This window comes from Mesonia sediminis, assembly GCF_042684705.1.
GTDB lineage: Bacteria > Bacteroidota > Bacteroidia > Flavobacteriales > Flavobacteriaceae > Mesonia > Mesonia sediminis.
This window is the reverse complement of the sequence record NZ_JBHULZ010000002.1, coordinates 1-16540: the sequence shown is the minus strand read 5'-3', so window position 1 is coordinate 16540 and position 16540 is coordinate 1. Positions and strand designations below refer to the sequence as shown.

The window sequence follows — 16540 nt, the reverse complement described above, 5'->3', positions numbered from 1 at the left end:
ATCCTTAAAAGGTAAATATAAAAATTATACTTTTGTGGAATGCGTCAATTACGAAAAATTCTATACCCGTTTTCTTTGCTTTACGGAGGTATTTTGCGGTTAAGAAATTATTTATATAATCAACAAATATTAGAATCAAGGGTTTACGATTTCCCCGTGATTTGCGTAGGAAACTTGAGTATGGGTGGCACAGGTAAATCGCCAATGATAGAATATCTGGTACGTTTATTAGCTACGCATTACCGCTTGGGTACTCTATCGCGCGGTTATAAAAGAAAAACCAAGGGTTTTGTAGAAGTAAGCACAGCTCATACCGCACTCGAAGTGGGTGACGAACCCTTGCAATTCAAGCGCAAATTTGAATCCTTATTGGTAGCGGTTTGCGAAGATAGACGAAAGGGAATTGAACAAATGCGAAAGCGACAAAAAACCCCTGAAGTAATTTTATTAGATGACGCTTTTCAACATCGCCGCGTGCAACCAAATTTATCTATATTGCTAAGTGCCTATAACGACTTATACACCCAGGATTGCGTTTTACCTGCCGGTAACCTTCGCGAACCTAAAGTCGGAGCAAGAAGAGCTCAACTTATTGTGGTGACCAAATGCCCGGTAGATTTGAGTAAAGCGGAGCGTCAAAACATTATTCGGGCAATACAACCAAACCCCGATCAGCTGGTTTTTTTTAGTTCTATAACCTATGCAGATCAAGTAACCAATGGGAAACAACACATACCCCTACAGGTACTTCAGGATACCTTTACCCTAGTTACCGGTATTGCTAAGCCCAAACCTTTGGTTGAATTTTTAAAAGCTAAAGGTTTTAGCGTAAATCACAAACAATATCAAGACCATCATAATTTTAGTCGGCAAGAAATTGAGACATTAGAAGCAGAGCCTTTTATTATCACTACAGAAAAAGATTTTGTGCGCTTACGCGATTATATTTCTCCCGAAAAATTATTTTATTTACCAATAAAAATGGAGTTTATAGCCGATGCAGCTTCTTTTGACCAGCGCATCAAAAAGCATGTGCAAGCTTATGCCTGCGACCGAAGTAGTACCTCATAAATCTTTTGGTAAAACATTTCAGTTTTATAAGGTTTAGGGATCACCGCCACAAATCCTTGCTTTATGTACTTTTCTGAAGATTCGTCTAGACTAACTGCGGTTAATGCGATAATGGGTAATTTAGGTTTATGGCTTTTAATTTCTATTGTAGCCTGTATGCCATCTAGGATTGGCATATTAATATCCATCAAGATTAAGTCGTAATCTTTTTCAACTGCTTTATTAATCGCCTCTAAGCCGTTTTTGACCAAATCGGTTTCAAAGCCACGACGCAATAGAATTTTATTGGTTAATTTTAGGTTGATGATGTTATCTTCGGCAATAAGTACTTTTTTACCTTTAAAAAATTCATCCATGCTCCGCGGATCATCTAAAGCCACTTGAATTTGGTTTTTACCATTCTCCTCTTTTGGCTGATGAAAAACAATATCAAAATAGAAGGTACTTCCTTCACCGAAAGTACTCTCTAAATTTATTTCTGAATCAAAAAACTCCAATAAACTTTTCACGATAGGAAGCCCTAGACCGGTTCCTCTATAATTGGAAGAAGTAGAACTCTCTCCTTGATGAAAATTATCAAATATTTTTTGTTGAAATTCTTCTTTAATTCCTCTACCGGTATCCCGAATGCTAAAACGAATCTTACTGCGGTTTGTTTCTAAATTTAAGCAAGTAATGCTCAACCATACCTCCCCGTTTTCAGTAAATTTTATGGCATTAGAAAGTAAATTAATTAAAATTTGCTTAAGCTTAAGGATATCGCCAAATAATTTTGAAGGTACTTTTTCATCTATTTCCAGATGTAAAGTTACCGCATTTGCCTCTGCCGCATTTTTAAAGGAATAGGTTAGTTCTTCCATTACCGATTTTACCTCAAAAAAGCTCTCTGTTTTGGTCACCTTTCCTGCCGCCAATTTATTTAAGTCAAGAATATTGTTGACCAAAGAAAGTAAATGTTCACCGCTGTAGTTAAGCGCTTTGATATGCTCTAGTTGCTCAGGCCTAGGATTTTCTTGTTTGAGCAAATAGGCAAAACCATTAATAGCGTATATAGGGGTTCTTAATTCGTGGGTTATGGTAGAAAGAAATTGATCTTTTACTTCATTGGCTTTTTCGGCCTTCATTTTAGCCGCTAATAACTCATTGTTTTTAGTTTTCAATAAATTATTTACGCCTGCGCGTAGACGGTTGTTTTTATATAAGGCCAAAGTAAACAATGATAAAATCGATATTAACAATACACTTAACACAACTGCTAATTGATTGAATTTCAACTTTTTTTCCTGGGCAGTTTTTTCCTCTTGTAATTTATTGTAAGCTGTATTAAAAGCTGCATTTGATGCCCAATGTTGCGATATATCAAGGTTTACCGTATTGTTTAATATCGAATCTGCCTCTTGACGGTACCGAAGGGCTTTTTTATAGTTATTTTGACTGGCGTGAATTTCACTGAGCAGTTTTAAGGCCTTTATCTCATAATCTAAATTGGCATTATCGCGTGCATAGCCTTTTAATTTGAGACTATACTCTACTGCATTGGCTATATTACCTTGGTTAAAATTAAACAAGGCTTTATTAAATTTAACCAGTAAAGCGTTATGAAGGGAGTCTTCTTTTTTTTCTTGCTTTATTGCAGCCTGATTTGATGGCGCAGCTTGTTCGTGTTGCTTAGGAATCCAATCTTTTTGCTGGCTTACTTCAGCTTGACTGCTTTCTACAAAAAGCAAAAAGCAGCATTTAAAAGCCAGAAAAAAAATGTGTATTTTCATAGAAGCCCGTACTGATGGTATAAATATACTATTTAATATCACATAGTTTTATAATCAAATCGATAATTCTGCTACTATAACCGCGCTCATTGTCATACCAGCCTATAAGTTTAACCAAATGCCCGTCGATAACCGAAGTCATTAAACCATCAAAAACGCAGGAATGCGAATTACCAACAATATCTATAGATACAATAGGATCTTCGGTATATGCTAAAACTCCTTTTAAGTGACCTGCTGCGGCCTTCTTAAATAGATCATTAATTTGGTTTATACTGGCTTCTTTTTCTAGATGCAAGGTCATATCGGTTAAAGAACCATTGGGTACCGGTACTCGAATACCACAACCCCCAATAACCTGAGCAAGATCTGGGAAAATTTTGGTAAGCGCCTTGGCTGCTCCTGTAGTGGTAGGAATAATAGATTGTGTGGCGGCACGCGCTCTGCGCAAATCGCGGTGTGGCGAATCGTGTAAGTTTTGATCGCTAGTAAACGAATGTACCGTAGAAATATAGGCTTGTTTAACCCCAAAATGCTGATGCATTACTTGTAGCATAGGTGCGGCATTATTGGTGGTACAACTAGCATTAGAAATGATAGTATCGCTTTCTTGAATGATATGATCGTTTACGCCTAAAACTACCATAGGAATATCTTCTGAAATCGGTGGCACACTTAACACTACTTTTTTTACGTGTTTGCTGAGATGTTGCTCTACTTCTTCACGGGTCTTGAATTTACCCGTTGCTTCTACCACCAGTTGCACTTCTTGGGGCCACTTTATATTTTCAATTTTGGCCTCTTGTGAAAAAACCACTTGCTGATTCTCGGCAACTAAAGTATTGTTCCGAATCTCAAAATTGGTCAAGAAATTACCGTGAATACTGTCATATTTCAACAGGTGGGCTAAGGTTTTTAAATCTGCTAAATCATTTACGGCTACCACCTCTATGTGTGGATGCGCATCTAAAAGTCTGAACAAGCTTCGCCCTATTCTGCCAAAACCGTTTATTCCTATTTTTATCTTATTTGCCATTATGCTAGGTTAGGTGTTTTTGTGCTTTGTATGAAGAGCGTACCAAAGCGCCGCTTTCAACATGCCTAAAACCTAAATCTAATCCAATTTCTTCGTATTTTTTAAATTGATCTGGAGTAATGAATTGTTTTACTGGCAAATGCTTTTTACTAGGTTGTAAATATTGTCCAATGGTAACGATATCAAGGTTTACGGCACGTAAATCTTTAAGCGTTTGTATTACCTCTTCTTCTTTTTCTCCCAAGCCTAACATTATACCCGATTTGGTTCTGCTAATGCCTTGTTCTTTTAAATATTTAAGCACAGCTAAACTTCGATCATATTTGGCTTGTATGCGCACTTCGCGCGTTAGTCGCCGAACAGTTTCCATATTATGCGAAACTACTTCCGGTTTAACCGCAATTATACGGTCGAGATGTTTTTCTATACCCTGAAAATCTGGTATTAAAGTCTCTAAGGTGGTGTTTTTATTCATGCGCCTTACTGCTTTAACAGTTTCGGCCCACATTATAGATCCCATATCTTTTAAATCATCTCGATCTACACTCGTTAGCACAGCGTGTTTGATATCCATTAACTTTATAGAACGCGCCACTTTTTCGGGCTCATCCCAATCTAAAGTTTCTGGACGCCCGGTTTTTACACCACAAAATCCACAACTACGGGTACATATATTTCCTAAAATCATAAAAGTTGCTGTGCCTTCACTCCAACACTCACCCATATTAGGACAGCTGCCCGAAGTACAAATGGTATGCAAATCGTAGCGATCTACTAATTTTCTTAAATTGGTGTATTTTTTACCAGTAGGTAGCTTTACGCGCAACCACTTTGGTTTTTTTATGGTTGTTTTATTTTCAAGAACTTGAGGAGTCATCAATAAAGTATTTTTTTCAAAAACAAATATAAAAAATTGCAATGCGCTACCCTATTTTTAGAATAGTATATTAACCACTGCTTTTATTTTTAACTTTTTAGAAAAGCTTGTTTAAAAGAAGTTATACCGATTTTGGTGTATTTTTAATTTTATCGGCTAGCATTTTTTTGGCTCGTAAAAGCTTTACTTTGACGTTGACTAGCGGCTCATCTAACTGCTGTGCAATCTCTTTATAACTCATTTCACGAAAGTAACGCAACCGAATAACCTGCTCATAATGAGGTTTAAGTTGCTTGAGATAATGCAATAAAATATTTAGGTTTTGCTCTTTTATGATTTGATCCTCGGCGGTATCGTTTTCATCTACTAGCGCCTCGTATTCTTCTAAATCAATCATGCTAGCGGTCGTTGCCGATTTAATCCTACTCAGATCAATTTGAATGTTTTTTGATATGGCGATAAGCCAAGTCTTGAAACTATACGATTCTTTAAAAGTGTTTATTTTCTCAAAAGCTTTACTAAAAGTTTGTATAGTTATCTCTTCGGCCTCATACTCGTTACCTGTTCTTTTTAATTGGAACCGATAAACATCTCGCCAAAAAAGATCGAGTAAGTATTTAAAAGCTTGCTCTTGGCCAGCTTTCGCTTCTTGTATGTACTTGGTATAATCTGGCAAACTTACTTATCGCGCCCAGGTAGTAGGCTTTTTGTTTTGGTTACTAACGAATATAAGCATTTGTATCGTAACCAGCCCCCATTCTAGTAACGGAAGTATGGGCAAAAGCCTTTTTTCATTAAAAACACTTGTGGCTTTGGCAAAAACAAGCATAACCACGAGGTAACGCACCAACATCACCAACCAAAGCACTTGGAGTATATCCATTTCAAATTTAAAAATCAATAAAATGTTGGTGAGCAGAAAAAAAAGCCCCATACCCAATTGACTAGTATAAAAAAGACCTAAGAGAAATTTATGTCGGACTTTGTAATGTTTGGCCGTGCTTATATGTCTTTTCTTTTGAAACATCCAATCTTGCCAAGTATTTTTTGGATCACTTAAGGTAAAAGATTCCTTATTTGTACAATAAATGGTATTTTCTCTATTAGCACTTTCATTAACAAATAAATCGTCATCACCCGATAGGACGTTCATATGGTTAACAAATCCATTATGTTCGTAAAACAACTTTGCGGTATAGGCTAAATTTCTGCCAACCCCCATATAGGCAGATTTATAATGGGCGTAAGCAAAATACTGAATTGCCGTTAACAATGTTTCAAAGCGTATAAATTTATTGAGAAGTCCTTTTTGGGTCTTGTATTTTCCATAGCCCAGCACCAATTGCTTTTGCGAATTAAAAGCAGTAGCTAAATATTGTAACCACAAGTTGCTCTCTGGGTGACAGTCTGCATCGGTAAAAACTAAAAAATCATTTTTAGCTTTCTTAATACCCAGCGTCAAAGCGTATTTTTTGTTTCCCCAGAAATGCTCGTTGGGGAGTACGTTTACAATTTTCACTCTAGAATCGGCTTTTTCAAACTCCTCCATTACCTCCAATGTATTATCTTTAGAGGAGTCGTTGACCAGAATGAGTTCAAAATTCGGATAATCTTGACTTAGAATATGAGGGATATTCTTCTCTAGGTTTTGCGCTTCGTTTTTAGCACAAACAATAACAGAAAGTGGTTGCGTTAAAGTTTTTCCGCTAGGCTTAATCAACTTACGCCGCCATAAAAACCCTGCAAAAAAAGCATAAAAGAATAGGTTTATCAGTGCGAAACCAACAAACAACCACAGAGATAGGTTTAGCATAATTTAAGCCGTTTCTGACTTACATTCTGCTTCTTCTGGCAACTTACCACACATACTGCAAGCCTCGCCTTCTTTATTTAAAAACGGACTTTGACTGGCGCAAGTTCCTGCAAATTTACCATCTTTTTTTGCCCATATTTTTATCGCAATACCGGCAACCGCTAATCCTAGTAATATAAGAGATATAAATAGTAATTTCATACTGCAAAAATACAATTAAGCACGGGTAGAAAAAAGCTTTTTTTAGAATTAATATTTCGTTTACATAATTTAACGATATTTTATTTTATTTACTGATTTATATCAGCTTTTGCATAGTATATTAGCTTTATAAAACCAAAATTAAATTTTATGAAAATCACAAAAACAATTGCTCTAGCGGCCTTTGCCCTAATCGGTTTAACCGCATGCAAAAACGAAAATGAAAAGGAAAAGGAGAAAGAAATTAGTATTGATAAAGAAGAAGTAATAACTACAGATGAACAATCTGACAAAAAAGAAGAAGATCTCGTAGCAGTAATTGGTCAATCGAATCAACACACTACGCTGGCTTCGGCATTAGAAAGTGCAGGATTGGTAGCTGTTTTAAAATCTGAAGGACCCTATACTATTTTTGCTCCAACTAATGAAGCGTTTAATAAAATACCTAAAGAGAAGCTAGATGAACTTATGCAACCCGAGCAAAAAGAAACCTTAGAGGGTATTTTGAGTTACCATGTGGTACCGGGTGAGATTTCTGCCGATAAGTTAACGAGTTTAATTCAAGAAAGCGGATCGGGCAGTTATGAATTGGTAACGGCAAATGATGGTAAATTAAAAGCATCCATTAAAGATAATGCTGTGGTATTAACCGATAATACCGGAACCGAAATAAAAGTTACCGATGTAGATCGCGAAGGGTCAAATGGTTATATACACGTTATAGATGGTGTTTTAATGCGCGAATAAATTTTAGACATCAACAATAAAAAAGGGCTTCAAATAAATTAAAGCCCTTTTTTATTTATAGAATATTCACTTCCATCTCTAACATTATATTGAATTTCTGATGTACGGTTTGCTGAATTTCTTTGGCTAGAGCCAAAATTTCTGCCCCGCTTGCTTCTCCATAATTCACTAATACCAATGCTTGTTTGTGATGCACGCCCGCATCGCCACGGCGCACTCCTTTAAAGCCTAATTGCTCGATAAGCCATCCTGCTGGTATTTTAATGCTATCAATTGAAACAGGATAAAAAGGCATTTCTTTAAATTCGCCACGTAATGCATCAAACAATTGTTTTTTGATCACAGGGTTTTTGAAAAAGCTACCGCTATTCCCGATCTCCTTAGGATTGGGAAGTTTTGAAGAGCGTATAGCGATTACCGCCGCTGCAACATCGGCTATACCAGGATTTATTATTCCCGCTTTATCCAATTGATTTTGAATGGCGCCATAATCGGTTTTTAGCCTATGCTTGCGCTTTGTTAATTTAAAAAGCACACTTGTAATGATATAAGTGCCTTTATATTTGTTTTTAAAAACTGAGTCACGATAACCAAAATTACAATCTGCTTTTAAAAAGGTTTTTTTTGAAAGACTCTGCCTATGAATCGCATCACAAGAAACAAATACATCTTTTAGCTCTACCCCGTAAGCGCCGATATTTTGAATAGGACTTGTACCTACATTACCAGGAATGAGCGAAAGATTTTCTAGTCCGCCAAAACCTTGACTAATACACCAAGACACAAATTCGTGCCAATTCTCGCCAGCTTGGGCTTTTACCCACACAAAATCCTGATCTTCCTTAACTAGTTCAATTCCTTTAGTAGATAGTTGAACCACCGTTTTATTGATGGGTTGTGTAAGTAAAATATTACTACCTCCTCCCAAAATCAAAATTTCGTCGGCATAAAACTGTTGTAATACGGCTTGCAACTCTGAATTGGTTTGCACCTTAACAAATTGCTTAGCCGGCACATCTATCCCAAAAGTATTCAAAGTCTTTAAAGAGAAGTTGGCATGTATCTCCATTATTTTATTTGGCTTGATATTTCTCTAATCCTTTTCGTAATATTTCTACTGCCTTTTTTAAATTATCTTGTTCTAGAACATAGGCAATTCTCACTTGATTATTCCCTGTATTAGGAGTCGAGTAAAAGCCCTGAGCAGGAGCAACCATAATGGTTTGACCATTATAATCAAAATCTTCTAGCATCCATTTTGCAAAATCTTCTGCATCGCTTACAGGTAATTCTGCAATACAATAAAAGGCACCGTTTGGTTTTGCTACTTTTACTCCAGGTATACTCTCTAAGCCTTGGATTAAGGTATCTCTTCTTTGAACGTATTCTTCAATTACTTCGTTAAAATAAGACTGAGGGGTTTCTAAAGCCGCTTCACTAGCAATTTGTGCAAAGGTTGGCGGACTTAATCTAGCTTGTGCAAATTTCATAGCTGTTTGCATCACCGCTTTATTTTTAGAAACCAAACATCCTATTCTGGCACCACACATGCTGTAACGCTTAGATACACTATCAATCATAATTGCATGTTCATCTAAGCCTTCCTGAGCCATTACAGAAAAGTGTTTTAAACCCTCATAGGCAAACTCACGGTATACTTCATCGGCTACGAGAAATAAATCGTATTTTTTTACTAAGGCACTCAATTGCTCAATTTCTTCTTGAGTATACAAGTAACCTGTTGGGTTACCTGGATTACAAATTAAAATGGCTTTGGTTCTATCGGTAATCAGCTTTTCAAACTCGGCAATTGGAGGTAAAGCGAAACCGTTTTCAAATTTTGCCTGCACCGGCACCACTTCTACCCCTGCAGAGGTTGCGAAACCATTATAATTAGCATAAAATGGTTCTGGAATAATCACTTCATCTCCTGGATCTGTAATGCTACCCATGGCAAAAAGCAGGGCTTCGGAACCTCCGGTAGTAATAATAATATCTTCTGATTCAATAGGCAGGTTTACCCTTTGATAATAACCAGCAAGTTTTTCTCTATAGCTAGCAAAACCAGCCGAATGGCTGTAAGAGATAATCTCTAAATCATTATTTTTAACAGCATCTAAAGCTACTTGAGGGGTTTTAATGTCGGGTTGACCTATATTCAAGTAAAAGATTTCTTTTCCTTGCTCAGTTGCTTTCTCTGCATAAGGAACCAACTTACGTATAGGCGATTCGGGCATAGCTTGCCCCTTGGCTGAAATATTTGGCATACTACAAAATTTTTGTGCAAAAATGCGAAAAATAAATGGGGCAATTCAATTTTGATCCAACAAAAAACCTCTTTCTTATTCAGAAAGAGGTTTTATACCAAATAAGTGTGGTTAAACTCTATTTTTCTAAAACACTTTTTGTGTCTTTTTTTGCCACGTAGCCTTTAATTTTTAATGGCGTGGGAGAATTTTGTGCATTCGAATATACCGTTACCGTTTTACGGATAGGCCCTGGTCTTTTCGTATCGTATTTAACCTTAATCTCCCCTTTATTTCCTGGTAAAATAGGCTCTTTAGGTTTTTCTGGAACCGTGCACCCACAAGTAGAGGAAACTCTACTTATAACTAAGGGTTCATCACCGGTATTGGTAAAAACAAAGGTTCTTAAACCATCACTATTGTAGGCAACATTACCATAATCTATAGTTTCTTGCTCAAAAGCAATTTCTGCTTGTGCTTGCATTGCAAAACTGGTCATTAAGACAACGGCTACTAAAAATATTTTTTTCATTGTATAAAAATTTGGTTACTAAATTAAACTTTAATCGCTTGATTGCAAAAAAATAAGAATAACATTTTATAATCTTTTAAAATCAAGCCTTAATAACTACTTTTGTCTCTTGTAAATCAAAAAACAGACCAAAATGCCCATCGCTGCCAATTATAACCCTAAAGAAATAGAAGAAAAATGGTATAAATACTGGTTAGAGAACCGTTATTTTCACTCTGAAGTCAACGAAAAAGAGCCTTACACTATTGTTATTCCCCCGCCTAACGTAACCGGAGTTTTACATATGGGGCACATGCTCAACAATACTATACAAGACGTGCTTATTCGTAGGGCTCGACTACAGGGATATAACGCCTGCTGGGTACCAGGAACCGATCACGCCTCAATTGCAACCGAAGCCAAAGTGGTAGCTAAATTAAAAGAAGAAGGTATAGACAAAAAGAGTTTGTCTCGCGAAGAATTTATGGAACACGCTTGGGACTGGACCCGAAATTACGGTGGAGTTATTCTCAATCAACTTCAAAAATTAGGTGCTTCTTGCGATTGGGATCGAACCAAGTTTACGCTAGATGAGCAGCTTTCGGCTTCGGTAATTAAGTCTTTTATAGATTTATATAAAAAAGGTCATATTTACAGAGGTTACCGAATGGTCAATTGGGATCCCGAAGCCAAAACAACCCTTTCTGATGAAGAGGTGATTTATGAAGAAAAACAAGGCCATCTTTATCATGTGGCTTACCCTATTGTAGGAAGCGATGATCATTTGATTATAGCTACAACTAGACCTGAAACTATATTTGGAGATACCGCAATTTGTGTACATCCCGATGATGAGCGTTACCAGCATTTACATGGTAAAAAAGTTATTGTGCCTGTAGTAAATAGAGAAATTCCTATCATAGCTGACGAATACGTAGATTTAGAGTTTGGTACGGGTTGTTTAAAAATTACCCCAGCCCACGATGAGAATGATTATGCTTTGGGACAAAAGCATAACCTAGAAATGATAGATATTTTTGACCTAGATGGAAGTTTAAATAAGCAAGGTTTACACTACCAAGGCCAAGACAGGTTTGAAGTAAGAAAACAATTCCGTAAAGAACTTGAAGAAAAAGGCTTTTTAGTAAAAATAGAAGACCACATTCATAAAGTAGGTACTTCTGAGCGTACTAAAGCGGTAATCGAGCCTCGACTATCTGACCAGTGGTTTCTTAAAATGAAAGAAATTGCTCAGCCCGCTATCAAAGCCGTTTTAGAAACCGAAGAAATAAAGTTGTTTCCTGAAAAATTTAAAAATACCTATGCCCATTGGATGAATAACATTAGGGACTGGAATATTTCTAGACAACTTTGGTGGGGACATCGCATACCTGCATATTATTTTGGTGACAAGAAAAATGACTTTGTGGTTGCCGAAACTAAAGAAGAAGCTTTAAAACTAGCGCAAGAGAAATCTGGACAAATAGATTTGAAATTAGAAGACCTAAGACAAGATGAAGATGTATTAGACACTTGGTTTTCTTCTTGGCTATGGCCGATGAGTGTTTTTGATGGTATCTGTCAACCCGATAACAAGGAATTTAACTACTACTATCCTACCAACGATTTGGTTACTGGTCCAGATATTTTATTCTTCTGGGTTGCACGTATGATAATTGCAGGATATGAGTATACCGGTAAAAAACCATTTAACAATGTTTATCTAACTGGATTGGTGCGTGATAAGCAACGAAGAAAAATGTCTAAATCTTTAGGCAATTCACCTGACGCTTTGCAATTGATAGAAGATTATAGCGCAGACGGAGTGCGAGTAGGGTTATTGCTTAGTAGCGCTGCAGGTAACGATTTAATGTTTGATGAAAGCCTTTGCCAACAAGGAAAAGGATTTGGTAACAAAATATGGAACGCTTTCAGACTGATTGATGGCTGGGAGGTCGATGCACAATTAGAACAACCAGAGTATGCTCAAAAAGCAATACATTGGTATAAAAATCAATTTCAGGTAAGTTTAGCCCAAATTGAAGATCATTTTAGCAAATATCGTATTTCAGATGCATTAATGACCACCTATAAATTAATTTGGGATGAATTTTGTTCTTGGTTGTTAGAAATGGTTAAGCCAGGATATCAAATGCCTATTGACCAGCAAACCAAACAAGATGTACTGCACTTATTAGAAGAAAACTTAAAGATTCTTCATCCATTTATGCCCTTCTTAACCGAAGAAATTTGGCAAAGTATGGCAACAAGATCAAAGGATGAGGCTTTGATTGTTGCAAAATGGCCTGAACAAAAAACTTTTGATGAGTCGCTTATTGCGGATTTTGAAATGGTTAGAGAAGTCGTTTCAGGAATAAGAAATATCCGTAAAGATAAAAATATATCATTTAAAGAAACCATAGATTTAAGTCTAATAAACTCTGAGCAACTTAGCGATACTTACGACAGTATCATAAAAAAGTTAGGAAATATAAAAGAGCTTTCTTATGTAAAACAGCAACTGGATAATGCCTTATCGTTCCGTGTAAAATCCAATGAATATTTTATTCCTATGCAGGGTGCTATCGATGTAGATGCCGAAATTGCTAAGCTACAGGATGAATTAAAATATAACGAAGGCTTTTTAAAAGCTGTACAAAAAAAGTTAAGCAACGAACGATTCGTTAATAATGCACCAGAAAAAGTTGTTGCAATGGAAAAGCAAAAACAAGTCGATGCTATGGCTAAAATAGAAACCCTTAAGCAAAGTCTTGAAAGTCTAAAAAAATAATAATTGTATCTTATTAAAATCTTAAATTATTTGCAATATCTGAAACATTTATGATATTTGATTAAAACAATAAGTATTATGAAAGTATCTTTTAAACATTTAGGATTAGGTTTAGTTTTAATCTGTAGCTTATATAGCTGCCGCGATCAAGAAGAGAAAGACACCAAAACAATTGAAGGCGTTGAAGTTAGCGATGATGCCGAAATTGAAGTTAGCGATGATGGTGAAAAAATTGAAATTGAAGACGGTGATACTGAAGTGAAAATTAAAAAAGATGAAGATGGCAACATCGAAAAAAAGAAAATTGAGACTGAAGAAAAAGAAGTAAAAGTAAAAATGGAAGATGGCGAAGTAGTTAAAAGAAAAGTGGACCAAGAATAAGCTATTTCTCCCCTTTAAGAACAAAAAAGCCTCGCGATTGCGAGGCTTTTTTTATACTTATAAATTTCATAAGCATTTATAAAGTCTTGGCATTCTTTACCTTCTGCTTGGTAATAGCTTTTTGTAGCACTTCTTTCATATCGCTTACATAATGAAAGGTTAATCCTTTTAAATAAGTATCATCTATCTCTTCAATATGCTTGCGATTATCTTCACATAAAATAATTTCTTTAATATGCGCCCTCTTGGCCGCTAAAATCTTTTCTTTAATTCCGCCTACCGGTAATACTTTACCTCGTAGTGTTATTTCGCCCGTCATAGCTAGATTCTTTTTCACCTTACGCTGAGTAAAAAGAGAAACCAAGGAAGTTAACATAGTAATACCAGCACTTGGTCCGTCTTTTGGAGTAGCCCCTTCAGGAACGTGAATATGTACATTATACTTTTCAAACATACCTGCATCTATACCAAATTCTTCGGCATTAGCCTTGATATATTCCATGGCAATAGTAGCAGATTCTTTCATCACCTTACCGAGGTTTCCAGTAATCGATAAATTACCTTTGCCTTTTGATAAAATAGACTCTATAAAAAGAATATCACCTCCTACGCTAGTCCAAGCTAGGCCAGTAACTACACCAGCAACATCATTATTTTCATATTTGTCACGCTCGAGTTTAGCTACTCCTAAAATAGACGCTATATCAGCTTGACTCAACTTCACATTATATTCTTCTTCAAGCGCAATACTTTTAGCAACATAGCGAACTACCTTAGCAATCTGTTTTTCAAGACCACGCACACCCGATTCCCGTGTATATCCTTCAACAATTTTAGTTATTTGTGCTTTTCCCAATTTTATTTGATCTGGTTTTAACCCATGTTCCTTTATCTGTTTTGGTACTAAGTGCCTTTTTGCAATTTCAACTTTTTCTTCAATGGTATACCCAGTCATATTAATAATCTCCATTCGATCCCTTAGTGCCGGCTGAATAGTGTTTAGACTGTTTGCTGTTGCAATGAACATGATCTTTGACAAATCAAAACCCATTTCCAAGAAATTATCATAAAACTCATTATTCTGTTCGGGGTCTAGCACTTCTAAAAGTGCCGAGGAAGGATCACCTTGATGGCTTTGCCCCAGTTTATCAATTTCATCCAATACAAACACTGGATTGCTGGTTCCCGCTTTTTTTAAACTTTGAATAATTCTTCCCGGCATAGCACCAATATAGGTTTTTCTATGACCGCGGATCTCAGCTTCATCGCGCAAGCCTCCAAGCGAAATGCGTACATATTCTCTCCCTAAAGCTTCGGCTACCGACTTACCTAAAGAAGTTTTACCAACTCCAGGAGGACCATATAAACACAAAATGGGCGATTTCATATCATTGCGTAGTTTTAGAACGGCTAAATATTCGATGATACGTTTCTTCACTTCTTCTAAGCCATAATGATCCCTATTCAAAATTTTCTGAGCTCGTTTTAAATCGAACTTATCTTTACTAAACTCATTCCAAGGCAACTCAAGAAAAAGCTCTAAATAATTACGTTGAATAGAATACTCTGCAACTTGCGGATTCATTCGCTGAAGTTTACCCAGTTCCTTTTCAAAATGCTTGGCAATTTTATCTTCCCATTTTTTAGCCTTGGCCTGCTGACGCATCTCCTCAATTTCGGTTTCTGCAGAAACACCACCAAGCTCTTCCTGAATGGTTTTCATTTGTTGGTGCAAAAAGTATTCACGCTGTTGCTGACTCATGTCACTTTGCACCTTAGATTGAATATCATTCTGCAATTCTAATTTTTGATATTCAATATTCATGAATTTCAAAGTAGACAAGGCCCTTTCCTTCAAATCATTTGTAGCTAACAACTCTTGTTTTTCCTTCACCCTCAAATTCATATTTGAAGAAACAAAGTTGATTAAAAAAGAAGGTGTTTCAATATTTTTGATGGCAAATGAAGCTTCTGAAGGTATGGCAGGGCTATTCTTAATAATTTTTAAACTTAATTCTTTTATAGCATCTACGATAGCTTTAAATTCGGCATTACCATCGGCTGGTTTAGCCTCTACAACCGGGCTCACTTGTGCAATAAGATAGGGATCTTCTTTTACAACCTTTTCAATTTCAAAACGTTTTTTACCTTGTATGATTACAGTTGTGTTACCATCGGGCATCTTTAACACCCTCAAAATCTTTGCTACCACCCCCAAGTTATAAATGTCTTTACTTCCCGGGTTTTCAGTATTCAAATCCTTTTGGGCAACAACCCCAATCACTTTATCCCCATTATTCGCATCATTTATAAGTTGAATACTTTTATCGCGTCCAGCGGTAATAGGAATCACCACACCTGGAAACAATACAGTATTTTTTAAAGGTAAAATTGGTAAAAATTCAGGCAAACTTTCACGCTCAATTTCATCCTCATCCTCAGAGGTCATAAGCGGTATTAATTCTGCATCTTCATTAATATCTTGTAGTGACAAATTGTCTAAACTAAAAATATTTGATTTTCCCATAGTATATATTTGGTCAAACTGTCAGTATTGCAGTTCGAATTGTACAAAAATTTCTCTTAAGAAAAGCTTTATAGCTTTTATACCTATAATATTCAATTGTTATGCCAGCTTATAAAATTGAGGTAATTCTTATAATGGCGTTCCCTTTTTATAGAAAAAAGGTCGGGCTATCGCTACTCGCTTTGCGGGCATAGGCCCCGCAAGAGCTTAAACAAGCCGCTCTATCCCTAACGCAAAAATTACAAACGCATCATTCAACCTAGTCGGTTTTTATAAGCCATACACAACAGCTGCGTTATTGTTATCGGTTTATTAAGTATTAAGCCTAAGCTGGGCTAAAGCTAATGATCCTTTAGCACTTAAAAAAAGCTGGTCATTTATTCTATAACCTCCTTTAAGCACAAGCCACTAAGACGTAGTATGAAAAACCAGTGGATATGAGCCCCAAGAGCTTAAAACGATTCGGGAACTACTTACTTTTATAAACAAAAAAAAAGCACCTATCTTTCGATAAGTGCTTTAAAAAAAGGCGGCGACATACTCTCCCACAAAATAGCAGTACCATCTGCG

14 protein-coding genes are annotated in these 16540 nt (G+C 36.3%); 4 read left to right on the top strand and 10 right to left on the bottom strand.

What is annotated here, in order from left to right:
* Positions 1 to 39: 39 nt before the first annotated feature.
* Positions 40 to 1071, top strand: coding sequence for a tetraacyldisaccharide 4'-kinase (gene lpxK, locus ACFSQ0_RS00075; protein WP_379042372.1), 1032 nt, complete (start codon positions 40 to 42; stop codon positions 1069 to 1071).
* On the opposite strand, the gene ACFSQ0_RS00070 is transcribed toward lpxK, so the two are convergent.
* From ACFSQ0_RS00070 to ACFSQ0_RS00045, 6 genes are all read right to left on the bottom strand, one after another.
* Positions 1041 to 2798 (bottom strand): ATP-binding response regulator, encoded by a 1758-nt coding sequence (locus tag ACFSQ0_RS00070; RefSeq protein WP_379042369.1) that lies wholly within the window; start codon positions 2796 to 2798, stop codon positions 1041 to 1043. The genes lpxK and ACFSQ0_RS00070 overlap by 31 nt on opposite strands.
* Positions 2799 to 2868: 70 nt before the next feature.
* Entirely contained in the window at positions 2869 to 3876 is a 1008-nt protein-coding gene (gap, locus tag ACFSQ0_RS00065; RefSeq protein ID WP_379042366.1) for a type I glyceraldehyde-3-phosphate dehydrogenase, read from the bottom strand.
* Between the two features lie 4 nt (positions 3877 to 3880).
* Positions 3881 to 4753, bottom strand: a complete 873-nt coding sequence (lipA, locus tag ACFSQ0_RS00060) for a lipoyl synthase (protein WP_379042363.1) — start codon at positions 4751 to 4753, stop codon at positions 3881 to 3883.
* A gap of 121 nt (positions 4754 to 4874) precedes the next feature.
* Positions 4875 to 5429, bottom strand: a complete 555-nt coding sequence (locus ACFSQ0_RS00055) for an RNA polymerase sigma factor (protein WP_379042360.1) — start codon at positions 5427 to 5429, stop codon at positions 4875 to 4877.
* Between the two features lie 6 nt (positions 5430 to 5435).
* Complete coding sequence (locus tag ACFSQ0_RS00050; protein WP_379042357.1) at positions 5436 to 6566, bottom strand: glycosyltransferase; 1131 nt, start codon at positions 6564 to 6566, stop codon at positions 5436 to 5438.
* Positions 6567 to 6569: 3 nt separating this feature from the next.
* Positions 6570 to 6767, bottom strand: a complete 198-nt coding sequence (locus ACFSQ0_RS00045) for a membrane or secreted protein (RefSeq protein WP_147861279.1) — start codon at positions 6765 to 6767, stop codon at positions 6570 to 6572.
* Between the two features lie 150 nt (positions 6768 to 6917).
* Between ACFSQ0_RS00045 and ACFSQ0_RS00040 the strand changes: the two genes are divergently transcribed.
* Positions 6918 to 7514, top strand: coding sequence for a fasciclin domain-containing protein (locus ACFSQ0_RS00040; RefSeq protein WP_379042354.1), 597 nt, complete (start codon positions 6918 to 6920; stop codon positions 7512 to 7514).
* Between the two features lie 55 nt (positions 7515 to 7569).
* Here ACFSQ0_RS00040 and murB read toward each other — a convergent pair whose 3' ends face one another.
* The 3 genes from murB to ACFSQ0_RS00025 form a co-directional block, all read right to left on the bottom strand.
* Positions 7570 to 8583, bottom strand: coding sequence for a UDP-N-acetylmuramate dehydrogenase (gene murB / locus ACFSQ0_RS00035; protein WP_379042351.1), 1014 nt, complete (start codon positions 8581 to 8583; stop codon positions 7570 to 7572).
* 4 nt (positions 8584 to 8587) lie between these two features.
* A complete protein-coding gene (locus tag ACFSQ0_RS00030) occupies positions 8588 to 9781 on the bottom strand; it encodes a pyridoxal phosphate-dependent aminotransferase (RefSeq protein WP_379042348.1) in 1194 nt (397 codons plus the stop codon).
* 118 nt (positions 9782 to 9899) lie between these two features.
* Positions 9900 to 10292: a DUF1573 domain-containing protein gene (locus tag ACFSQ0_RS00025; protein WP_379042345.1), complete on the bottom strand. Its 393-nt coding sequence runs from the start codon at positions 10290 to 10292 to the stop codon at positions 9900 to 9902.
* A 133-nt stretch (positions 10293 to 10425) separates the two neighbouring features.
* On the opposite strand from ACFSQ0_RS00025, the gene ACFSQ0_RS00020 reads away from it, so the two are divergent.
* Positions 10426 to 13062 carry a valine--tRNA ligase gene (locus tag ACFSQ0_RS00020; RefSeq protein WP_379042342.1) on the top strand — a complete coding sequence of 879 codons (2637 nt, stop codon included), beginning with the start codon at positions 10426 to 10428 and terminating at the stop codon, positions 13060 to 13062.
* A gap of 78 nt (positions 13063 to 13140) precedes the next feature.
* Positions 13141 to 13443 carry a hypothetical protein gene (locus tag ACFSQ0_RS00015; protein WP_379042339.1) on the top strand — a complete coding sequence of 101 codons (303 nt, stop codon included), beginning with the start codon at positions 13141 to 13143 and terminating at the stop codon, positions 13441 to 13443.
* Positions 13444 to 13519: 76 nt separating this feature from the next.
* Here the strand turns inward: ACFSQ0_RS00015 and lon are convergent, their stop codons facing one another.
* The gene (gene lon, locus ACFSQ0_RS00010) at positions 13520 to 15970 is read right to left on the bottom strand and encodes an endopeptidase La (RefSeq protein WP_379042336.1); all 2451 of its coding nucleotides are present in this window, start codon (positions 15968 to 15970) and stop codon (positions 13520 to 13522) included.
* Positions 15971 to 16540 lie beyond the last annotated feature (570 nt).